This is a genomic window from Aeromonas aquatica (assembly GCF_000764655.1).
Lineage (GTDB): Bacteria > Pseudomonadota > Gammaproteobacteria > Enterobacterales > Aeromonadaceae > Aeromonas > Aeromonas aquatica.
The window spans coordinates 1-21,374 of the sequence record NZ_JRGL01000094.1; the positions used below are offsets into that span (position 1 = coordinate 1).

Genomic DNA, 21,374 nt, shown 5'->3' on the forward strand with positions numbered 1-21,374 from the left:
ATGTAGCCGCCCGGGGGTGCGATGTGACTTCTCCGGCGAATACCTACATCGACTTTGGTGAACTGAGTACCGGCGACTTTCCGGCGGTGGGCAGTACCACCGGCATCATTTCCAGCATGATCAATTTGCAGTGCGATCCCAATGTCGAGATTAACGTCACCCTCTCGGACCAGACCGACCCGAGCAATAGAACCGATATCGTGAACCTGACTGCCGCCAGTACGGCCCGGGGGCTTGGCGTTCAGGTGGTCAATCCCGGAACGGGGGCGCCTTATCGGCTGGGACCCGATGACGCCGGTGACCATGAGATCAACCAGTATCCGTTGGGGCTGAGTGGTCCCAGTGGTGGCGTGTTCAATTTCCCCCTCGGTTTTCGGTATATCCGGACTGAACAGATGGTGGCGGGCACAGCGACAGCCCTCGTGGGTGTCACTTTTTCCTATCAATGAGGCGGGATGATGAAAAGCAAAATAGCGGCGGGGGTCGGTCTTGCCCTGTGCGGCGCCCTCTTCTTCGCCGGGGCGGCGGATGTGACTATTGAGGTGCGCGCTACCCTGATCCAGCCTGGCTGTGTCATCAACAACAATGCGGCAGAAATCGTGGACTTCGGGACCTTCCCGACCAACAGCATCCGGCTGGGCGCACCGCCCTCCCAACCCGGATTGATCCAGACGGTTTCGATGCCCATCACCTGCGTGGACATGGGCACGCCGGTGACGCTGCGCATGAACGCGGTCCCCTCGGCAGAGAACCCCGCACTCATCGAGACGGGCAAACCTGGCCTGGGGGTGGCGATCTCGACCCAGAGTGACGTGGCCGATAGCGCCTACTGGATCCTGCCTAATGCCGGCACATTGTCGGTGCCATTGCAGAGTGGGCAGGGGACTGTGCTCTTCTATGCGGCACCCATCGGTACCGGCGTCTTGCCAGAGCCCGGCACCTTCACCGCCCAGGCCGTCTTGAATGTGGAATACCCATAAGCCGCTCAGTGGCTGCCACTATCCGGCCAGAGGGTGACCCCTGGCCAGGCCGCGCCCTCTGGCGGCATCTGTTTGACCCCATGCCTGCTTTGATGCCCAGCGATCGCCTTGCGCGATGCTCCGGTGGATCCGGTTCTCTCGTTTTCAGTTACCCCCTGTGATGGCGCGGTCCCGGTGATCGGGACTGGCCATGACGATCTGGCACCCCCCGATGCGCCTGGCTGGCATCTGTTGCGTCGGAATGGGTGTTTGCCGCCGGCCCCTGTCGCGCAGACGAGCGGGCAGGGACGGTCAGGAGCATAAGATGAACAGCTTATTAGGACTTACGATGAAGCAAATATTCATGTGGATCTACGCGTCCATGGCGGCCTTGTTACTGGCCGCATGCGGTGGGGGGGATGACGACTCGTCATCTACGGACTCCGGGAGCGGTGCGCCGAGCATGGTTTCGCTGCAGATCACCCCGCCCCAGGGGCGTATCCCGGTGGCGCTGCCGCAGCAGTATGTGGCGCAGGCGGTGATGAGCGACGGCAAGGTGCAGGATGTGACCGCGCTCGGCGACGTCCAGTGGCGCAGCAGTGACAGCGCCATCGCAACCATCACCAGCACTGGCCTGGCGACCGGGGTCGCACCGGGCCGTGTCACCATCACGGCATCGGGGATGGGGGCCAATGGTGCCCCCATCGAGGCGAAGGCGCAGCTGGAGATCAGCAATGCCCAGGCCACCGGGCTGCAGATTACGCCCGCGGCGGCCAGGGTGGCCGCCGGCCTGAACAAGCAGTTCACTGCCATCTTGCAATTCTCCGATGGCACCACCCTGGATGTGACCCGCGACCTGAGCTGGAGCAGCAATGACGCCGGCACCGCCACCGTCGATCAGGGGCGGGCGACCGGGATGGGGGCGGGCATGGCCGGCTTGAGTGCGAGCGGTCTCTTCCAGGGCAAGACGATCAGCGGTGCGGCGCAGCTCACCGTGAGCGATGCCACCGTCACCGCCTTGCAGGTGACCCCAGCATCGAGCACGACGGCGGTCGGCCTGGCGTTGCCCTTCGTTGCGACCGCCATGCTGTCCGATGGGACCAGCCAGGTAGTCACGGACTCCGTCAGTTGGAGCAGTGGCGACACCGCCATCGCCACCGTCAGCAATGAGCAGGATAAATGGGGGCAGGCCAGCGGCCTCGGTGCCGGCACCGTGGCCATCATGGCCTCGGGTCTCTTCAATGGTCAGGATCTCGCTGGTTCGGCGCAGTTGAAGGTGAGCAGTGCCACCGTGACCAGCCTGCAACTGACGCCGCCCAAGCTCAGGGCGCCGGTTGGCTTGCCGCAACAGTACAGCGCGACCGCCATGCTGTCCGATGGCAGCAGCCAGCCTGTGCTGGATGCCAGCTGGCACAGCAGTGAGCCCGGCATGGCCACCATCAGTACCACCGGCCTGGCCACGGGGGCCAGCGCCGGTACCGCTACCCTCAACGCCAGCACCACCCTCAACGGCCAGCTCTTCAGCGGGCACGCGCAACTGACCGTGACCGACGCGACCGTGACCGCCTTGCAGGTGACCCCGGCCAGGGGCACTGTGCCCATCGGCTTGGCCCAGCAATACGACGCCACCGCGCTGATGTCTGACGGCACCAGCCTGCCGATGACCCACAGCGCCAGCTGGGTGAGCGATCCTCTCATCGCCACCGTGGATAAGGGCCTGGCCACCGGGGTGGGAGTGGGTTCCACCGATATCAGTGTGACCGCCGTCGTCAATGGCGTGTCCGTCAGCAACAGCGCGTCCCTGACCGTGACCGGTGCCGAGGTGACCAGTCTGGAAGTGAGCCCGGGCATCGAGACGGTGCCTGTTGGCCTGAGCAAGCCGTTCACGGTACGCGCCTGGATGTCGGATGGCACCAGTCAGGAGGTGACCGGCAACGACAATATCAGCTGGAGCAGCGACGACAGCGGCATCGCCACCGTCGATGGCAGCACCGGGGTGGCGACCGGGGTGGCGCAGGGTTCGACCTATATCAGCGCCGCCGGCAGCATCAACGGTCTGTTCCTGAGCGACAGTGCGTCCCTGAGCGTGGGCGACGCCGCCGTGATGGGGGTGGTGGTCACACCGGATCCGGCCACGGTGCCGGTCGGGCTCAGTGTGCAGCTGACCGCCACCGCCCAGCTGTCCGACAACAGCAGCCAGGACATCACCGGCACCGCCAGCTGGGGCAGCGATGCCACCGGGGTGGCTACCGTCATCGGCGGGCTGGCGACCGGGGTGAGCGTGGGGGGGGCCAATATCACGGCCACCGATAGCGCCAGCGGTCAGTCCGGCAGCGCGGCCCTGACCGTGACCGGTGCCGTCATGACAGAGCTGACCGTGACCCCGGAGAGCGCCTCGGTCGCGGTGGGACAGAGCCAGCAGTTCGACGCCACGGCGACCCTGTCCGATGGCAGCAGCCAGGATATGACCAGCTCGGTCAGCTGGAGCAGCGGCGATCTCGCCGTCGCCTCCATCGGCAGCAACACCGGCCTGGCGACCGGGGTGGCCGTTGGCAGCAGCACCATCACGGCGATGACGCAAGATGGCTCCGGGCTGAGCGACACGGCCGAGCTGGAGGTGGTCGCAGGTGGCTGTTCCATGGATACCCTGACCGATGGGGCGGGCAAGACCTGGACCTGTCCGCTGACCCAGTCCCAGGCCGATGCCGATGGCATCCCTTATGCCGCCACGCGCACCGAGAACGGCATTGTCTATGCCCTGCTGGAGTGGCCGCAGGCGAGTGCCTACTGTACCGGCCTGGGGGATGGCTATTATCTGCCGGGACGGGATGAGCTGCTGGGTCTGTACACCGAGTTTGGTGACCTGGAAACCCATGCGGGCTGGCCGACTTACCTGTATTACTGGTCGGCCACCATGGCGCAGTATGCGGGTAGCCACCACGCCATCGATCTGAAGAATGGCCACGATGGTGGTACTTACGATGACCACAACGACCTGTATGTGACCTGTGTGAAGCTGCCTCCGACAACGGTCTCTCTGGTCGTGACGCCGGCAGATGACTCGTTTCTGATAGGGGAAACCAAGCAGTTCACCGCCATGGCCACTCTGTCCGATGGGAGCGTTGTTGATGCGAGTGCCAGCGTCGCCTGGAGCAGCGGCAACACCGCCATTGCCACCATCAATGGCGGCGGCCTGGCCACGGGGGTTGCTGGTGGTGCCACCACCATTGCTGCGACGATGCAGGATAGTTCAGGGGTCAGTGCCACTACGCAGCTTACCGTGTATTACCCCCTGCCAGCTTATGGTGCTGGCTGTGTTATAGGCATATTGGTCGACAGTTTTGGTGCCGAATGGACTTGTCCGCCGCTGCAAAGCGAGGCGGATGCCTCGGGGATCCCATATGACCAAACAGTTAAACACAATGGAAAGACCTACGTCACGATGCAATGGTCTAACGGAAACGACTATTGCACTTACCTGGGGCAAGGTTTTCGCCTGCCAACCCTGGCTGAGTATCAGGGACTCTTTGCGGAGTTCGGTAACTTGTCGATAGCTGCCGGTTGGCCGACTAGCTCCGTCCACTGGACGGGCGATTATAGCAGTGGCAGCAATCACTACGTGTTCAACACTCTGTATGGCAACCATTCTTCGGTTCCCGACGCTTATCCCCATTTTGTGTCGTGCCGGCGGGCAGCAGAGTAATTTTTGCTGGTGACCAACGCTCACCCTCAAGCGCAGGGGGCATGGCGAGGAGGGATAGCGAGTCTGGCGGCAGCCGGCATGCGGACAGCCTGGTATATGGGCTGTCCGCCTCGGTGCCATAACGGTGTCAGCCGCAGATCCTGACAGGATGTGACAGGTAGCATCCTGCTTGTCTGCCTTTATGACGTAATGGAGTACAAAGCCCAAGTGACCCAGTCACTTGGGCTTTTTTGTTGTGTCTGGATCCGTCGGTAGGCCGCCGGGGGAGGCTATCGGTCGGCGGTGATCGGTGACTACACTGGCTGGGTTGACGGGACGGGGGGAGTACGCGCGAATTGGCGCAGTAGCAGGCTTACACAAAGGGAGTGGCCGATGGTTGTCAGATGGAAGAGAGCAAGGTTGTCAGGGGGGCTGTTGCTGGTGGGCCTGGTGTCGGGTTGTGCCAACTTCGCCCCGACCCACATCACCTATCTGAGCCAGGATCCCCCGCCGGGCGCCCTCCCTTATGGGAAGCTTGCCTATGTGGACGATGGCCAATGCCCGGATGGTCAGGTGAAGCGGCTGATCGGCGGCGATGCGAGCAAGAATATACCTCGCCACGTGGAGTGCGTGCCGCGTCCACAGTAGCCGCCGGGCAGGCCATTTGGGGGAGGGTATTGGGCCGCTGCCAGGCTCGCTGCTCATCACGCCTCTGCGGTTGCCGCGCCCTGTCTGATGATCTGCCGTGGCGAGAAGCCAAACAGTTTTCGAAACGCCGTAATGAAGTTTGCCGCATGGTTGTAGCCCGCATGCTCGGCGGCTTCCTGCAGTGACATGCTGCGCTCTTCGAGCTTCACCTTCGCCTCCTGCAACTTTCGCTCGCGCAAGTAACGCTGCAGGCTGATGCCCAGCTCTTTCTTGGCCGCCCGCTGCAGGGTGGAGACGCTCATGCCCAGCGCCTCGGCAATGTCCGCAAGGGCCATCTCGTCCACCTTCTCATCCATCAGCAACATTTTCAGGCGAGTCGGTTGCTCGTTGTGCCGCTGGCCACAGACGAAGGCGATCTGCTGGATGTTGACCATCAGGCTCTCCCAGACGGTGAGCGCAAACGCCTCCCTCATCAGCATCTCGGGGGCATTCTGGCTGCTGGTGAGGTTCAAGGCTTCCGCTATCTGGCCAAGATGCGGCGGTAGCGACCAGTCGCAGCGACTCAGATGATGGCTGAATATGCGTTCGAACAGGACTCGGTGCTTGCCGATCAGGTGGCGCTCAAGCCAGGGCAGGCTGAGCGACAAGACGATGCTGCGGCTGCGCACATGGGCCTTGGCGGCGCCCTGCACCATGTCGGGTTCGGTATAGAGAATGGCGGTGGCGACGATGGGGTCTGACTTGTGAAAGCGACAGCCTCTCAGCCGGTGTGTGGCGCCATAGGTCATCAGCGCCTTGCTCTCGAGCGGGATGGCGATGATCAGCTGTGGCGGCAGCTCTCGCTGGGTGGCGAAATCGGCCTTGTGGACTATGTCCTTGTTGTGGAAGAGGATGCCGTCCTGAATCACCAGGTTTTCCACCCTGCCGGTAAACAGGCCGCGTTTGCGGACCGCCGTATCCCTCACCACAGTGTCCGTCATGTGCACTTTGACCAGATCGAAGAGTTAAATGACCAAACCGCAAAACTACTGCGGAAACCTGGATGCTATATTAGCCCCCTAAAAATCAAATGAAAATCATTATCATCTTGTGGGGGTCACTCTTTCTATGGTTGTCTTTAAGGATAAAGCGCCGAGCCCGCTGGCTCTGGCCGTCTCTGCTGCCCTGGCTGTCACTGTCGTTGCCCCTGTGTGGGCGCAAGAACAGGATATCGCTGCGAATGAACCTCTGGTGGTTTACGGCAATCCCCTGTACGGGATGGCGCCGTCGGAGGAGACCGGAGGTTACAGCGTCGACTCGGCCACCGTGGGTACCAAGACCCCGGCAGCCCTGAAAGACATTCCCCAGTCGATCACGGTGTTGACCAACGACTACATCAAAGAGCGCAACTTCGTGGCGGTGGACGATCTGGCCAAATACACGCCGGGTCTGCGCACCATGGTCAACGACAGCGGCCGCTCCTCCATCTTCTCCCGCGGCTACGAATACGATGAGGTGAGCCTCAACGGCTTGCCATCGCCCATGCAGAGCAAATTCGGCACCCTGCCGTCGCTGGCCGCCGTCGACCGCGTGGAGATCATGCGGGGCCCTTCCGGCTTGTTTAACAGCACCAGCGAACTGGGTGGCGTGATCAACATGGTGCTCAAGCGCCCGACCGACGAGTTCAAGGGCTCGGTCACGGCGCGCTATGGCAGTTGGGATCGGCACTATCTGGAAGCGGATATGGGGGGGGCGCTCAACGAGGAGGGCTCTGTGCTCGGCCGCTTCGTGGTGAGCAACGCCGACATCAAGAACCAGGTTGACTATAACAACAACGATAACGGGACCTACTACGGCACCCTGGAGTTCGAGCTGTCGGATCGCACCCTGCTGTCGGTCTATGCCCTGCATCAAACCAAGGACATCCTGCCCACCAATGGCCTGCCGGCGTACAGCGATGGCAGCATGCTCGACATCAGTCGCAGCACCTACCTCGGTTCTGACGAAGACTTCTTCGACGCGAACACCACCGATGTGGGCGCTTCCCTCCAGCATGCCTTTGCCAACGGTGGCGTCGGCCAGCTCTCGGCCCGTTACATGGATCACGACATGCGCCTGGAGCAGACCTATACCAACGGTCCGGTGGATGCCGCGGGGAACACCGGGCTGATGTTCAATGCCCAGGCGAACCAGCAGCAGAACGTCGCGCTGGATGCCAACTACAGCCAGATGTTTGGCCTGCTTGGGCACAAGAGCGAGTTCGTGCTGGGGTCTGACTACAAGCGCTATGAATCCGATATCCAGACCTACACCAACCGCAATATCGGCAAGATCAATGTGTTCAATTTCGATCCGACCACGGTCGCCAAGCCACACTACCAGTACACCAAAAACGACTACGAAGAGAAGTCAGAACTGGGTCTGTATGGCAAGGTGACCTGGCGCTTGATGGATTCGCTGGCCGTGATCACCGGGGCCCGTGTCTCCTGGTATGACACCGAGGTCGTCAGCACGACCCTCAGCTCGGGGGCGCAGAACAGCCAGTCGGGTGATTTCAATGGGAAATTCACTCCCTATGCCGGGGCCGTCTATGACCTGACCGATGAACACACCCTCTATGCCAGTTATTCAAAGGTGTTCAAGCCGCAGACCAGTCAGGATGAAAATGGTGACATGCTGAAGCCGCGCGAGGGCAGCCAGTGGGAAACCGGGGTCAAGTCATCCCTGCTGGATGGCCAGCTCAACACCCGGGCGACCGCTTTCCTGATGAAGGACAATAACATCGCGGCCCAGGCCTATGACGAGCAGGGGATCGCCATTGCCAACACCTACTGGGCGACCGGCAAGGTGGACACCCAGGGGGTGGAGCTGGAGGCGACCGGCTATCTGAGCCAGAACTGGATGGTGATGACCGGCTATACCTTCACCGACATCGAGGAGAAGTCCGGGGGTCACAATCCGAAATTCGATGCGATCCCGCGTCACTCCCTGTCTCTGTGGACCGACTACCACCTGGCGAACTGGGTGCAGGGGCTGCACCTGGGGGCGGGGATGACGGCGGTCAGCGACTATTCGTTCAACCAGAATGGGATCACGACCCATCAGGGGGGCTATGCCCTGTTTGATGCGGCGGTGCGCTACGACATCAACGACAAGATGCAGGCGACCCTGAATGTCTACAACATCTTCGATCGGGAGTACTTCTACCGGGTCGGCTCGACGAGCACCTTCAACATGTACGGCGAACCGGCCAACCTGATGGCAGGTTTCACCTACAAGCTGTAACCCATACGGCAGCAGGGCCTGGCGGCCCTGTTGCCGTTTATCCGAGCCAACTTCATCGACTCCCCTTATGAAAAGACTCATCGCGGTACTGATCACCATGCTCCATCTCGCTTCTGCCCAGGCCGGCATGCTCCACTACGCCGAGGGCTTCAACCATCACTCGGCCCTGCTCGACGAAACCCGGCAATACAGCGTCTACCTGCCGGATGACTACGAACAAAAGCCAGATCAGCACTTCCCCGTGCTCTATCTGCTCGACGGGGAGAAATTCCTGATCGAGGTCGCGGGCATCACCCAGGCGCTGCGGGCCGGGCTGAACCCGGCGATCCCGTCCCTCATCATAGTGGCGGTGCACAACAGGGACCGGATGCGGGATTACACCCCGAGCCATACCATGGTGCTGCCCAATGGGGAGCCCGCGGGAGCCGGTTATGCCAAGACTGGAGGCGGCCCTGCCTTCATGCAGTACCTGACCCGGGAGCTGCGCCCGCTCATCGAGGGCCGGTATCGCACCGCCTCGCCGGCCCTGCTGGTGGGCCACTCTCTCGGGGGCTTGCTGGCCCTGGACACGGTGGCAAGAGACGCCGGTCAGTTTCAGGGCTACCTCTCGGTCGATGCCAGCCTCTGGTTCGACTATCCGGCCAACTATCAGCGCATCGAGCGGGCCCTGACCCATCCGCTCAAGCACGCTTCATCACTGTTTATCGCGGTGGCCAACAACCCCTACACGCCGGGGTTCGGGCGCTCCGAGTTTCACCGGGATCACCTGCGCCAATTTGCCCGAAGCGTAGCGGCGCAGCCCGGCCAGAACCTGCACGTCACCAGTCGCTACTTTGAAGAGGAAGATCACCATTCGGTCTATCACCTGGCGGTCTATCAGGGGCTGCAGTGGCTGTTTCGGGGCTACCGGCTGGACTTGACCCCCGGGGTCTTCACCCGGCAGGCGGTCATCGCCCGCTACGATGCCCTGAACAGGCAGCTCGGCAGCGAGCTCAAGCCGGAGCGGGAGAACCTGATGGACATCAGGGACAAGGCCAAACGCTGGCCCCAGATGCAGTTCTCCCCGGCAGAGGCCGACGCCCTGCTCGAACACTATTACGGACAATAAGCCAAGCCCTGGCGGCAACTCGCGCTCAGCCGGTTGCAAAGATGAGAGTTTGATCCAGGGGGCTCGCCGTTCCTGTCATTTGGCTTTTCTGTGTCTGGATCCGTCACAGCGCAGCCGGGGGCGGGTATCGGCTCGGGGGCAGGGGTGACTACACTGCCTGGGTCGATGCGGCCCGTGGGAACCCGGCGCATGCGATCACACAGAGGAGTGGCCTATGGCTGTTGCATGGAAGAGATCGATGTTGCTGGCGCTGCTGCCAGTGGTGAGCCTGGTGTCCGGTTGTGCCATCGTCACCCCGGCCCCCGTCGAGTATCTGCCGCAGGATCCGCCGCCCGGTGGCCTCGCGTACGGGAAGAAGGTCTATGTGGACGATGGTCAGTGCCCGGCCAGTCAGGTGAAGCAGCTGATCGGCGGCGATGCCAAGCGGAATATCCCGCGTCAGGTGGAGTGTGTGCCCAGACCACAATGATAAGTGGGCTGGGGGAGTGAAATATGTTGTAAAAAAGAGCCAAGGCAGTTGCCTTGGCTCTTTTTTATGGTTCAAAGGGGGATGCTCGGGCTAGAAGGCATCCCCCGGCACCCGTACCCAGCCTTCCATCAGGATGCGGGCGGAGCGGGACATCACCGCCTTGGTCACCGTCCAGTCCCCGTCCACTTGCCGCGCCTGGGCCCCCACCCGCAAGGTACCGGACGGGTGGCCGAAGCGCACCGCCTCCCGCTCGCCGCCACCGGCGGCAATGTTGACGAGGGTGCCGGGGATGGCCGCGGCGGTGCCGATGGCCACCGCGCAGGTGCCCATCATGGCGTGGTGCAGCTTGCCCATGGAGAGCGCCCGCACCAGCAGATCGACGTCCCCTGCCTTGACTTGTTTGCCGCTGGCACTGAGGTAATCCTTCGGCTTGGCCACGAAGGCCACCTTGGGGGTGTGCTGGCGGGTCGCCGCCTCTGCCGCCGTCTTGATGAGCCCCATGCGCAGGGCGCCGGCGACGCGGATCGCCTCGAAGCGGGCGAGGGCGTCGGGGTCTGTGTTGATCTGCTCGCGCAACTCGGTGCCGCTGTAGCCAATCTCATCGGCGTTGACGAACACCGTGGGGATGCCGGCGCTGATCAGGGTGGCCTTGATGGTGCCAAGGCCGGGGACCTCCAGCTCGTCTATCAGATTGCCGGTGGGGAAGAGGGCACCGCCGTCTTCACCGTCGTCTGAGGGGTCGAGAAACTCCAGCACGATTTCGGCGGCGGGGAAGGTGACCCCGTCCAGCTCGAAGTCGCCGGTCTCCTGTACCTGACCGTTGCTCACCGGCACCTGGGCGATGATGCTCTTGCCAATGTTGGCCTGCCAGATCCGCACCACGCAGATGCCGTTGTCCGGGATGCGGGCCGGGTCCACCAGACCGGCGTGGATGGCGAAGGCGCCGGCACCGGTGGAGAGGTTGCCGCAGTTGCCGCTCCAGTCCACGAACGCCTTGTCGATGGCGATCTGGCCGTAGAGGTAATCCACGTCGTGATCGGGCTGCTGGCTCTTGGAGAGGATCACGCACTTGGAGGTGGAAGAGGTGGCGCCCCCCATGCCGTCGATATGGGCGCTGTAGGGATCCGGGCTGCCGATGACCCGCATAAACAGCTTGTCGCGGGCCGGGCCCGGTACCTGGCAGCGCTCTGGCAGGTCCTGCAGACGGAAGAAGACGCCCTTGCTGGTGCCGCCGCGCAGATAGGTGGCCGGGATTCTGATTTGAGGTGTGTGGACCATAGGATTGTCCTGATCGTGCTTGTTCGGGATAGAAGACGGCAGCCTGGGTGGCTGCCGTCTTGACGTTAGGCTCAGCTGGCGGCCTTGTGGGTCGTCGACTCCAGGAAGTCCTGGGCGAAGCGTTGCAGCACGCCACCCGCCTCGTAGACCGAGACCTCCTCGGCGGTGTCGAGGCGGCAGGTCATGGGCACCTCTATCACCTCGCCGCTGCGACGGCGAACCACCAGGGTAAGATCTGCGCGAGGCTGGCGCTTGCCCACCACATCGTACGTCTCGGTGCCGTCCAGGCCAAGGGTCAGGCGAGTGGTGCCCGGCTTGAACTCCAGGGGCAACACCCCCATGCCGATCAGGTTGGTGCGGTGAATGCGCTCGAAGCCTTCCGCCGCTATCACCTCCACCCCCGCCAGCCGTACCCCCTTTGCCGCCCAGTCACGGGAAGACCCTTGCCCGTAGTCGGCGCCGGCGACGATGATCAGCGGCTGTTTGCGCGCCATGTAGGTCTCGATGGCTTCCCACATCCGCATCACCTTGCCTTCCGGCTCGACGCGGGCCAGGGACCCCTTCTTCACCACGCCGTTCACTACCGCCATCTCGTTGACCAGCTGGGGATTGGCGAAGGTGGCGCGCTGGGCGGTCAGGTGATCGCCACGGTGGGTGGCGTAGGAGTTGAAGTCCTCCTCCGGCAGGCCCATCTTCGCCAGATAATCGCCGGCCGCGCTGCTGCGCATGATGGCGTTGGACGGCGACAGGTGGTCGGTGGTGATGTTGTCCGGCAACACCGCCAGCGGCCGCATGCCACTCAGGGTCCGCTCACCGGCTAATGCACCCTCCCAGTAGGGTGGGCGGCGGATATAGGTGCTCTGCGGGCGCCAGTCATACAGGGGCGCGACCTTGGGACCATGGTCTTCCTCTATGGTGAACATGGGGATATAGACCTGACGGAACTGCGCCGGTTTGACCGAGGCCTTGACCACGGCGTCGATCTCCTCATCCGTTGGCCAGATGTCCTTGAGGCGAACTTCCTTGCCGTCCACCACCCCCAGCACATCCTTCTCGATGTCGAAGCGGATGGTACCGGCGATGGCGTAGGCCACCACCAGCGGCGGCGAGGCGAGGAAGGCCTGCTTGGCATAGGGATGGATGCGGCCGTCGAAGTTGCGGTTGCCTGACAGCACGGCGGTGGCGTACAGGTCGCGGGCGATGATCTCCTGCGAGATGGCGGGATCCAGGGCGCCGGACATGCCGTTGCAGGTGGTGCAGGCGAAGCCCACTATGCCAAAGCCGAGTTGGGAAAGCTCCTCGTCCAGACCCGCCTCTTTCAGGTAGAGGGCGACCGTCTTGGAGCCGGGGGCCAGGGAGGATTTCACCCAGGGCTTGCGCACCAGGCCGAGCTGGTTGGCGTTGCGGGCCAGCAATCCTGCCGCAATCACGTTGCGCGGGTTGCTGGTGTTGGTGCAGCTGGTGATGGCGGCGATGATCACGGCCCCATCCGGCAGCATGCCCTCGGCCTCCTGGGCGCGGGCCTTGTCCAGATCCACGGCGATACCTCGATCGCGCAGATCGGCCACCGGCAGGCGGCGATGGGGGTTGGACGGGCCCGCCAGGGTGCGCACCACGGTGGAGAGATCGAAGCTGAGCACGCGCTCGTATTGGGCGCTCGCCAGGGCGTCGGCCCAGAGGCCCGCCTCCTTGGCATAGGTCTCCACCAGCTTGACCTGTTCGCCGTCACGGCCGGTCAGGCGCAGGTAGTCGAGGGTCTGGTGGTCGATGAAGAACATGGCCGCGGTGGCGCCATATTCCGGCGCCATGTTGGAGATGGTGGCGCGATCGCCCAGCGTCAGGGCGGCGGCGCCCTCACCACGGAACTCCAGATAGGCGCCGACCACCTTTTGCTGACGCAGGAACTCGGTGAGGGACAGCACCACGTCGGTGGCGGTGATGCCGGGTTGCGGCTTGCCGGTCAGCTCGACGCCGACGATCTCCGGCAGGCGCATCCAGGAGGCGCGCCCCAGCATCACGTTCTCGGCTTCGAGGCCGCCGACGCCGATGGCGATGACGCCGAGGGCATCCACGTGGGGGGTGTGACTGTCGGTGCCGACGCAGGTATCCGGGTAGGCCACGCCGCGATCGTTGTGGATGACCGGCGACATCTTCTCCAGGTTGATCTGGTGCATGATGCCGTTGCCGGGCTGGATCACCTCGATGTTCTTGAACGCCAGCTTGGTCCAGTTGATGAAGTGGAAGCGATCCTCGTTGCGGCGATCCTCGATGGCGCGGTTCTTCTCGAATGCCTGGGGATCGAAGCCGCCGCACTCCACTGCCAATGAATGATCGACGATCAGCTGCACCGGCACCACGGGGTTGACCTGGGCGGGATCGCCGCCCTGATCGGCGATGGCGTCACGCAGGCCCGCCAAATCCACCAGAGCGGTCTGGCCCAGGATGTCGTGGCACACCACCCGGGCCGGATACCAGGGGAAGTCGCGCTCACGTTTGCCCTGCGCAATCTGGGTCAGACACTCGGTGAGGATGGCCGGATCGCACTTGCGCACCAGGTTCTCGGCGTGCACCCGGGAGGTGTAGGGCAGCCTGTCCCAGGCGCCAGGGACGATTGCTTCGACCGCCGCACGGGCGTCGAAGTAGTCCAGCGCCGTGCCGGGCAGCGGCTTGCGATAGTTGCTGTTCATCACTTGCGCTCCTGATTCTTCTCGGCGTGCACCCGGGAGGTGTAGGGAAGGCGGTCCCAAGCACCGGGGACTATGGCTTCGACCGCCGCACGGGCGTCGAAGTAGTCCAGCGCCGTGCCGGGCAGGGGCTTGCGGTATTGAGTGTTCAGGCTGTTCATCAGGTGCGCTCCTTGAGCGGCACGAACTTGAGATCTTCCGGGCCGACGTAGTTGGCGCTCGGGCGGATGATCTTGCCGTCGATGCGCTGCTCGATGACGTGGGCCGACCAGCCGGAGGTGCGGGCGATGACGAACAGCGGGGTAAACATGGCGGTGGGCACCCCCATCATGTGGTAGCTGACGGCGCTGAACCAGTCGAGGTTCGGGAACATCTTCTTGGCGTCCCACATCACCTCTTCGAGACGTGCGGCGATGTCGAACATCTTGGTGTTGTGCTGTTCCTCGCTGAGCTCGCGCGCCACCTCCTTGATCACCTTGTTGCGGGGATCGGAGACGGTGTAGACCGGGTGGCCGAAACCGATGACCACTTCCTTCTTCTCGACCCGGGCGCGGATGTCGGCCTCGGCCTCGGCCGGATTGTCATAGCGCTTCTGGATCTCGAAGGCCACCTCGTTGGCGCCGCCGTGCTTGGGCCCGCGCAGGGCACCGATGGCGCCGGTGATGCAGGAGAACATGTCGGAGCCGGTACCGGCGATGACGCGGCCGGTGAAGGTGGAGGCGTTGAACTCATGCTCGGCGTAGAGGATGAGGGAGGTGTGCATGGCGCGCACCCAGGAGTCGCGCGGCTTCTCGCCGTGCAGCAGGTGCAAGAAGTGGCCACCGATGGAGTCGTCGTCGGTCTCGACGTGGATGCGCTTGCCGTTGTGGCTGAAGTGATACCAGTAGAGCAGCACCGAGCCGAGGCAAGCCATCAGCTTGTCGGCGATGTCGCGGGCGCCCGGGTGATTGTGATCGTCCTTCTCGGGGGAGAGGCAACCCAGCACGGAGACGGCGGTGCGCATCACATCCATGGGATGGGCGGACGGGGGCAACTGCTCCAGGGCTGTCTTGACCCCGGCCGGCAGGCCGCGCAGGGCCTTCAGCTTGGCCTTGTAGCCCGCCAGCTCGGCGGCGTTCGGCAGCTTGCCGTGCACCAGCAGGTGGGCGATCTCTTCGAATTCACAGCTGGTGGCGACATCCAGGATGTCGTAGCCACGGTAGTGCAGATCGTTGCCGGAGAGGCCGACGGTGCACAGGGCGGTGTTGCCGGCGGCGGTGCCGGAGAGGGCGACGGATTTCTTCGGCTTGAAGCCGGTAGTGGTTTCTGAAATGGCGCTCATCACATGTTTCCTCATTCAGTCCGTTGAAGCGCCAGCCGCCAGCATGAGGCGGCTGGTCGCCGGCTTATTCCTTGGTGAACAGACGATCCAGGGTCTGCTCGTAGTGGTGGTAACCGAGGAAGTCGTAGAGGGACTCCCGGGTCTGCATGGTGTCGACCACGGCGCGCTGGTGGCCATCGTGGCGCAGCTGCTGATAGACGTTGAGGGCTGCCTGGTTGGCCGCGCGGGTGGCGCTCAGGGGGTAGAGCACCATGTCGACGCCGTGCGCCGCCAGGGCCTCCTTGTCAAACAGCTCCGTCTTGCCGAACTCGGTCATGTTGGCGAGGATGGGCACCCCGGCCGCCTGCTTGAAGCGATCGTACTGCTCCAGTTCGGTGACCGCCTCGGCGAAGATCATGTCGGCACCCGCTTCCTTGTAGGCGGCGGCGCGCTCGAGGGCCGAGCCCAGCCCTTCCACCGCCAGGGCGTCGGTACGGGCCATGATGACGAAGTCCTGATCCTGACGGGCATCCACCGCCGCCTTGATGCGATCCACCATCTCGGTGATGCTGACCACGGCCTTGTTCGGTCTGTGGCCGCAGCGTTTCTGGGCGACCTGATCTTCCATGTGGACGGCGGCGACCCCGGCGCGCTCGAAGGCGCGGATGGTGCGGGCGATGTTGAAGGCGCCGCCCCAGCCGGTATCGATGTCCACCAGCAGGGGAACCTGGGTGGCGGCCGTGATGCGCTCGGCGTCGATCAGCACGTCGTTCATGGAGGTCATGCCGAGATCCGGCAGGCCATAGGAAGCGTTGGCCACCCCGGCGCCGGACAGATAGAGGGCCTTGAAGCCGCTACGCTCGGCCATCAGCGCCATGTAGGCGTTGATGGTGCCGACGATCTGCAGGGGTTTTTCGTTGGCAAGGGCGAGGCGAAAACGCTTCCCGGCCGAGGGGGATAGGTTGGACATTGTGACTCCTTTCATGCTGCTCATGTCTTGCTGCGGATAGAACCATCTCACACCACGTTTACGTTAACGTCAATGCTGCTTAGGTAGAAGACCCGGCGCTGGCCGGCTCCTCGCCGAGCGGGGCAATACGTCACTCAATTCACCTCGATGGCCCCGTCATTCCAGCGTGTTGCCACTGTTAATGGGGCTGTCGCCATGGTAGGTCAGGGGGATTCTGGCCTCTTCATCCCGGGTGGGCAACGAATTAGACGGGGGGTGTCATGAGATGAAAAGTGGCTGTCGCCCGATGCAAAGCGGACGTTTACGTAACCCCCTAGATTCACTCTGGACGATGTTTTCACCCATGAATGAATCTGGAGAACAGCCATGGCCCACGCCATACGCTTTTATGAAACAGGGGGCCCCGAGGTCCTGCGCTACGAAGAAGTGACCGTCGGTGAACCCGGCCCGGGCCAGGTCCGTCTGCGCCATGCCGCAGTCGGTCTCAACTATGCCGACACCTATTTCCGTAACGGCACCTACCCCATCCCCATGCCCAACGGCCTGGGCGTCGAAGGGGCCGGCGTGGTGGAGGCCATTGGCGAGGGCGTCACCAATGTGGCGGTCGGCGATCGCGTCACCTACACCGGCTTCATCAACACACTCGGCGCCTATGCAACAGAGCGTCTGATCCCGGCCGCGCCGCTCATCAAGCTGCCGGACAACATCTCCTGCGAGACTGCCGCCGCCATGACCATGCGTGGTCTGACGTCCGCCTACCTGATGCGCCGCATCCATGGCTTCAAACCCGGTGACAGCATCTTGCTGCATGCCGCGGCAGGGGGCGTTGGCCTCATCGTCGCCCAGTGGGCCAAGCTGCTCGGCCTGACCGTGATCGGCACCGTCTCCAGCGAGGCCAAGGCCGCAGTGGCCAGGGCCCACGGTTGCGACTTCACCATCGACTACAGCCATGAAGACGTGGCCCAGCGGGTGCGCACCCTGACCGAGGGCGCCGGTGTCGACGTGGTGTTCGACAGCGTCGGCAAGAGCACCTTCCTCGCGTCGCTCGATTCCCTCAAGCGCCGTGGCCTCATGGTCTGCGTCGGCACTGCCTCCGGTCCCATCGACGGTTTCAATCCCCAGCTGTTGGCCATGAAGGGATCCCTCTACCTGACCCGCCCGGCGCTGGCCGATTACATCGCCGATCCGGCCGAGAAGACGGCCCTGGCGGGCGAGCTGTTCGACCACGTCGCCAGCGGGCGGATCAAGATAGAAGTCAACCAGAAGTACGAGCTGCAGGATGCCGCTCAGGCACACCGCGACCTCGAGGCGCGCAAGACCACGGGTTCCTCCGTCTTCGTCATCTAGGCCAGGGGCCCAGGCCTGCCCCGCGGGGCAGAACCTGGGTCTGCCGGGCAGCACCGACTTGTCATCTAGGGAGAGAGACATGCGTGTAGAACAACTGACCTGCCATATCGGCGCCGAACTCAGTGGCGTCAAGCTGGCGGATGCCGTCCACGACGGGGGCCTGTTTGCGGAGATCCGCTCCCTGCTGCTCAAGCACAGGGTGCTGTTCCTGCGCAATCAGGACATCAGCCGGGGAGATCACGTGGCCTTCGCCCGCCGCTTCGGCGAGCTGGAGGATCACCCGGTGGCAGGGAGCGACCCGGAGAATCCCGGGCTGGTGCGCATCTACAAGTCGCCGGAGGTGCAAAACGATCGCTACGAGAACGCCTGGCACACCGACGCCACCTGGCGCGCTCAACCCCCGATGGGCTGCGTGTTGCGCTGCGTGGAGACCCCGCCGGTGGGGGGCGATACCCTCTGGGCCAACATGGTGGTGGCCTACGAGCAGTTGCCAGAAGAGATCAAGCAGAAGATCGCGGGGCTGCGGGCCCGTCACAGCATAGAGGCGAGCTTCGGGGCGGCCATGCCCATCGAGAAGCGGCTCGCCTTGAAGGCGCAGTTCCCGGATGCGGAGCACCCCGTGGTGCGCACCCATCCCGAGACGGACGAGAAGATCCTGTTCGTCAACGCCTTCGCCACCCACCTCACCAATTTCCACACCCCGGCCCACGTGCGGGTCGGCCAGGACTACAGCATGGGGGGCAGCGATCTGCTGCGCTACCTGATAAGCCAGGCCTATATCCCGGAGTATCAGGTGCGCTGGCGCTGGCAGCCGGGCAGCATCGCCATCTGGGACAACCGCAGCACCCAGCACTACGCCGCCATGGATTACCCCCCTTGCCATCGCAAGATGGAGCGGGCCGGGATCATGGGCGACACCCCGTTCTGAAACCGTACTCTGCCCGGGCAGGATTGTCCGGGTGAACACACCACTCAAGGGTCTTGATGCAAGGCCTGACTATTCAAGGAAAGAACAGATGCAATTCTTTGACGATTCCCTGCACCCGGAAAACCAGGAAAAAGTGGTCATCACAGTGGCACCTTATGGCCCCGAGTGGGCACCGGAAGACTTCCCGGAAGATATCCCGGTGACCATGGAGGAGCAGATCCAGAAGGCGGTCGACTGCTACGAAGCCGGCGCCACCGTGCTGCACCTGCACGTGCGTGAGCTGGACGGTACCGGCTCCAAGCGCCTGTCCAAGTTCAACGAGCTGATCGCCGGGGTACGCAAGGCGGTGCCGGACATGATCATCCAGGTCGGCGGCTCCATCTCCTTCGCCCCGGAAGGGGAGGGCGAGGCGGCCAAGTGGCTCAGTGACGACACCCGCCACATGCTGGCCGAGCTGACCCCGAAACCGGATCAGGTCACGGTCGCCATCAACACCACCCAGATGAACATCATGGAGCTGCTCTACCCGGAATACCTGGAAGGCACCTCCCTGGCGAACCCGGCCTATCAGGCCGCCTACAGCGAGATGACGGTCCCGGCGGGCCCGGCCTGGGTGGCCGAGCACCTCAAGCGCCTGATGGCGAACGGCATCCAGCCGCACTTCCAGCTGACCGGCATGCACGCCCTGGAGACCTTGGAGCGCCTAGTGCGCAAGGGCATCTACCGCGGCCCGCTGAACCTGACCTGGATCGGCATCGGCGGCGGCTTCGACGGCCCGAACCCGTTCAACTTCATGAACTTCGTCCACCGCGCGCCGGACGGTGCCTGCGTCACCGCCGAGTCGCTGCTCAAAAACGTGTTGCCCTTCAATATGATGGCCATGGCCATGGGGCTGCACCCGCGCTGCGGCATCGAGGACACCATCATAGGTCAGCACGGTCAGCGCATGAGCTCGGTCGAGCAGATCCAGCAGTGCGTGCGCGTTGCCCATGAACTGGGTCGTGAGGTGGCCAACGGCAAGGAGGCCCGCGCCATCTACCGCATCGGCGTGCAGTACGACAGCATCGAAGAGACGCTGCTGGCCAACGGCATGGCGCCGAACCGCAAGCCGGGTCAAACCGGGGTGCCGCAACGCGGCTAACCCACTTGGGCCGCTGCGCGCCAAGGCAGGCGCAGCGGCCCGATAACTCTGTTTGCCAAACGCCGGTTGTCCTTGCACTATGCAGCCCTCAGGCAATTGAGCGATGAATCAATATTGTCGAGCCGGGGGCCTGTCCACCGGTTCGTCGACCGAGAACCCAACCCAACTTGTGGTAGCGCGAGGGATTGTATGGCTACGTATCATATCGATGATGACGCAGAGGCTGGCAAGGTTGCCGTGCCCCGTCGTTATGCCTGGATAGTGTTTGCACTGACCTTTGGTCTGCTCATCTCCGACTATATGTCGCGCCAGGTGCTCAATGCCGTCTTCCCCATGCTCAAGGGGGAGTGGGTGCTCTCGGATACCCAGCTTGGCCTGCTCAGCGGCATAGTCGCGCTCATGGTCGGGCTCTTGACCTTCCCGCTGTCCCTGCTCGCCGATCGCTTCGGTCGGGTGAAGAGCCTGGCCCTGATGGCCGCGCTCTGGAGCCTGGCGACCCTGGGCTGCGCCCTGGCCCAGAACTACGAGCAGATGTTCATCGCCCGCTTCCTGGTAGGGGTGGGGGAGGCGGCCTACGGCAGCGTCGGCATCGCTGTGGTGGTCTCCGTCTTCCCGCGGGAGATGAGGGCCACCCTCTCCGGCGCCTTCATCTCCGGCGGCCTGTTCGGCTCCGTGCTCGGCATGGCCTCGGGGGGGGTGCTGGCCCACCTGATGGGTTGGCGCTGGGCCTTCGCCGGCATGGCCCTGTTCGGTCTGCTGCTGGCGGCGCTCTACCCCCTGATCGTCAAGGAGGACCGCATCGCCCAGGCCAACCGCACATCGAAGGGCTGCGGGGGCCGCAATCCGTTGCGCAGCCTCTACTCCAGCCGCTCGGTGATCGCCGCCTACGTGGGCAGCGGTCTGCAACTGTTTGTCGGTGGCACCGTCATCGTCTGGATGCCGAGCTACTTCAACCGTTACTACGGCATGGAGACGGACAAGGCAGGGGCCGCGGCGGCCATCATAGTGCTGTGCAGCGGCGCCGGCATGATCCTGTGCGGCATGCTGAGCGACAGGCTGTGCAAGGCCCGGCCGGATCACAAGATAAGCCTCGCCATCGGCTACTGTCTCGGCAGCTGCGCCTTGCTCTCCCTGGCGTTCGCCCTGCCGGTGGGGGTGCCGCAGGTGCTCCTGATCTGCCTCGGCATGTTCATCGCCACCGGCACCTCGGGCCCCGCCGGCGCCATGGTGGCGAACCTGACCCACGCCAGTATCCACGGCACCGCCTTCGCCACCCTGACGCTCGCCAACAACCTGCTCGGCCTCGCACCTGGCCCCTTCATCACCGGCAAGGTGTCCGATCACATCGGCCTGGACAAGGCCTTCCAGCTGGTGCCGCTCATCAGCATCGCGGCGGCCATCGTCTTCCTCTATGCCAAGCGCCACTACCACAAGGACGTGGCCAGGCTGGAAGGGGAGCAGCAGCCTCAGGCCGCCGATGCCCCCCTCATCGACCCGGCGCCCACGGAGGCGAGGGCCTGACGACGCCCGCTGGAGCACAGTGAGTTTTATCTGTCCGGCGGCGACTCGCCGGACTGAAGTTGATAACACGGAGAG

General features: G+C 63.7%; 17 protein-coding genes. 11 read left to right on the forward strand and 6 right to left on the reverse strand.

Annotation, left to right across the window (positions count from 1 at the left end):
- The 4 genes from LG30_RS0110800 to LG30_RS0110815 all read left to right on the forward strand — a co-directional run.
- Positions 1-449, forward strand: a 449-nt coding sequence (locus LG30_RS0110800) for a fimbrial protein (RefSeq protein WP_033130720.1), incomplete at its 5' end; no start/stop codon positions are given.
- 6 nt (positions 450-455) lie between these two features.
- Entirely contained in the window at positions 456-980 is a 525-nt protein-coding gene (locus tag LG30_RS0110805) for a fimbrial protein (protein WP_033130721.1), read from the forward strand.
- Between the two features lie 442 nt (positions 981-1,422).
- The gene (locus LG30_RS0110810) at positions 1,423-4,662 is read left to right on the forward strand and encodes an Ig-like domain-containing protein (RefSeq protein WP_033130722.1); all 3,240 of its coding nucleotides are present in this window, start codon (positions 1,423-1,425) and stop codon (positions 4,660-4,662) included.
- Positions 4,663-5,034: 372 nt separating this feature from the next.
- On the forward strand, positions 5,035-5,289 hold the full coding sequence (locus LG30_RS0110815) for a DUF6719 family protein (protein ID WP_152599196.1): 255 nt from the start codon (positions 5,035-5,037) through the stop codon (positions 5,287-5,289).
- A gap of 56 nt (positions 5,290-5,345) precedes the next feature.
- On the opposite strand, the gene LG30_RS0110820 is transcribed toward LG30_RS0110815, so the two are convergent.
- Positions 5,346-6,269 (reverse strand): helix-turn-helix transcriptional regulator, encoded by a 924-nt coding sequence (locus LG30_RS0110820; protein WP_033130724.1) that lies wholly within the window; start codon positions 6,267-6,269, stop codon positions 5,346-5,348.
- Between the two features lie 127 nt (positions 6,270-6,396).
- On the opposite strand from LG30_RS0110820, the gene LG30_RS0110825 reads away from it, so the two are divergent.
- From LG30_RS0110825 to LG30_RS0110835, 3 genes are all read left to right on the forward strand, one after another.
- On the forward strand, positions 6,397-8,553 hold the full coding sequence (locus LG30_RS0110825) for a TonB-dependent siderophore receptor (protein ID WP_033130725.1): 2,157 nt from the start codon (positions 6,397-6,399) through the stop codon (positions 8,551-8,553).
- A gap of 67 nt (positions 8,554-8,620) precedes the next feature.
- On the forward strand, positions 8,621-9,661 hold the full coding sequence (locus LG30_RS0110830) for an alpha/beta hydrolase (protein ID WP_033130726.1): 1,041 nt from the start codon (positions 8,621-8,623) through the stop codon (positions 9,659-9,661).
- A gap of 214 nt (positions 9,662-9,875) precedes the next feature.
- On the forward strand, positions 9,876-10,130 hold the full coding sequence (locus LG30_RS0110835; protein ID WP_152599198.1) for a DUF6719 family protein: 255 nt from the start codon (positions 9,876-9,878) through the stop codon (positions 10,128-10,130).
- Between the two features lie 90 nt (positions 10,131-10,220).
- Here LG30_RS0110835 and prpF read toward each other — a convergent pair whose 3' ends face one another.
- The 5 genes from prpF to prpB all read right to left on the reverse strand — a co-directional run bounded on the left by prpF (position 10,221) and on the right by prpB (position 16,362).
- Positions 10,221-11,408, reverse strand: coding sequence for a 2-methylaconitate cis-trans isomerase PrpF (prpF, locus tag LG30_RS0110840; RefSeq protein ID WP_033130727.1), 1,188 nt, complete (start codon positions 11,406-11,408; stop codon positions 10,221-10,223).
- 71 nt (positions 11,409-11,479) lie between these two features.
- Positions 11,480-14,095 carry a Fe/S-dependent 2-methylisocitrate dehydratase AcnD gene (gene acnD / locus LG30_RS0110845; RefSeq protein WP_033130728.1) on the reverse strand — a complete coding sequence of 872 codons (2,616 nt, stop codon included), beginning with the start codon at positions 14,093-14,095 and terminating at the stop codon, positions 11,480-11,482.
- Entirely contained in the window at positions 14,095-14,253 is a 159-nt protein-coding gene (locus tag LG30_RS22390) for a hypothetical protein (RefSeq protein WP_161785828.1), read from the reverse strand. The genes acnD and LG30_RS22390 overlap by 1 nt, the downstream gene beginning before the upstream one ends.
- Positions 14,253-15,413, reverse strand: a complete 1,161-nt coding sequence (gene prpC, locus LG30_RS0110850; protein WP_033130729.1) for a bifunctional 2-methylcitrate synthase/citrate synthase — start codon at positions 15,411-15,413, stop codon at positions 14,253-14,255. Before prpC ends, LG30_RS22390 begins: the two co-directional genes overlap by 1 nt.
- Positions 15,414-15,477: 64 nt before the next feature.
- Positions 15,478-16,362: a methylisocitrate lyase gene (gene prpB, locus LG30_RS0110855; RefSeq protein ID WP_033130730.1), complete on the reverse strand. Its 885-nt coding sequence runs from the start codon at positions 16,360-16,362 to the stop codon at positions 15,478-15,480.
- A gap of 366 nt (positions 16,363-16,728) precedes the next feature.
- Between prpB and LG30_RS0110860 the strand changes: the two genes are divergently transcribed.
- The 4 genes from LG30_RS0110860 (at position 16,729) to LG30_RS0110875 (ending at position 21,299) form a co-directional block, all read left to right on the forward strand.
- A complete protein-coding gene (locus LG30_RS0110860) occupies positions 16,729-17,709 on the forward strand; it encodes a quinone oxidoreductase family protein (protein ID WP_033130731.1) in 981 nt (326 codons plus the stop codon).
- A 79-nt stretch (positions 17,710-17,788) separates the two neighbouring features.
- Positions 17,789-18,637: a TauD/TfdA dioxygenase family protein gene (locus LG30_RS0110865; protein ID WP_033130732.1), complete on the forward strand. Its 849-nt coding sequence runs from the start codon at positions 17,789-17,791 to the stop codon at positions 18,635-18,637.
- Positions 18,638-18,725: 88 nt separating this feature from the next.
- On the forward strand, positions 18,726-19,778 hold the full coding sequence (locus LG30_RS0110870) for a beta-keto acid cleavage family enzyme (protein WP_033130733.1): 1,053 nt from the start codon (positions 18,726-18,728) through the stop codon (positions 19,776-19,778).
- 189 nt (positions 19,779-19,967) lie between these two features.
- The gene (locus LG30_RS0110875) at positions 19,968-21,299 is read left to right on the forward strand and encodes an MFS transporter (protein ID WP_033130734.1); all 1,332 of its coding nucleotides are present in this window, start codon (positions 19,968-19,970) and stop codon (positions 21,297-21,299) included.
- Positions 21,300-21,374: the final 75 nt, after the last annotated feature.

Bases quoted from the DNA above. Each gene is read 5' to 3' on its own strand.
- acnD (WP_033130728.1), bottom strand. From the start codon at position 14,095: ATGAACAGCAACTATCGCAAGCCGCTGCCCGGCACGGCGCTGGACTAC.
- LG30_RS0110820 (WP_033130724.1), bottom strand. From the start codon at position 6,269: ATGACGGACACTGTGGTGAGGGATACGGCGGTCCGCAAACGCGGCCTG.
- prpB (WP_033130730.1), bottom strand. From the start codon at position 16,362: ATGTCCAACCTATCCCCCTCGGCCGGGAAGCGTTTTCGCCTCGCCCTT.
- LG30_RS0110835 (WP_152599198.1), top strand. From the start codon at position 9,876: ATGGCTGTTGCATGGAAGAGATCGATGTTGCTGGCGCTGCTGCCAGTG.
- LG30_RS0110810 (WP_033130722.1), top strand. From the start codon at position 1,423: ATGGTTTCGCTGCAGATCACCCCGCCCCAGGGGCGTATCCCGGTGGCG.
- LG30_RS0110815 (WP_152599196.1), top strand. From the start codon at position 5,035: ATGGTTGTCAGATGGAAGAGAGCAAGGTTGTCAGGGGGGCTGTTGCTG.
- LG30_RS0110825 (WP_033130725.1), top strand. From the start codon at position 6,397: ATGGTTGTCTTTAAGGATAAAGCGCCGAGCCCGCTGGCTCTGGCCGTC.
- LG30_RS0110865 (WP_033130732.1), top strand. From the start codon at position 17,789: ATGCGTGTAGAACAACTGACCTGCCATATCGGCGCCGAACTCAGTGGC.
- LG30_RS0110875 (WP_033130734.1), top strand. From the start codon at position 19,968: ATGGCTACGTATCATATCGATGATGACGCAGAGGCTGGCAAGGTTGCC.
- prpC (WP_033130729.1), bottom strand. From the start codon at position 15,413: ATGAGCGCCATTTCAGAAACCACTACCGGCTTCAAGCCGAAGAAATCC.
- prpF (WP_033130727.1), bottom strand. From the start codon at position 11,408: ATGGTCCACACACCTCAAATCAGAATCCCGGCCACCTATCTGCGCGGC.
- LG30_RS0110830 (WP_033130726.1), top strand. From the start codon at position 8,621: ATGAAAAGACTCATCGCGGTACTGATCACCATGCTCCATCTCGCTTCT.
- LG30_RS22390 (WP_161785828.1), bottom strand. From the start codon at position 14,253: ATGAACAGCCTGAACACTCAATACCGCAAGCCCCTGCCCGGCACGGCG.
- LG30_RS0110860 (WP_033130731.1), top strand. From the start codon at position 16,729: ATGGCCCACGCCATACGCTTTTATGAAACAGGGGGCCCCGAGGTCCTG.
- LG30_RS0110870 (WP_033130733.1), top strand. From the start codon at position 18,726: ATGCAATTCTTTGACGATTCCCTGCACCCGGAAAACCAGGAAAAAGTG.
- LG30_RS0110805 (WP_033130721.1), top strand. From the start codon at position 456: ATGATGAAAAGCAAAATAGCGGCGGGGGTCGGTCTTGCCCTGTGCGGC.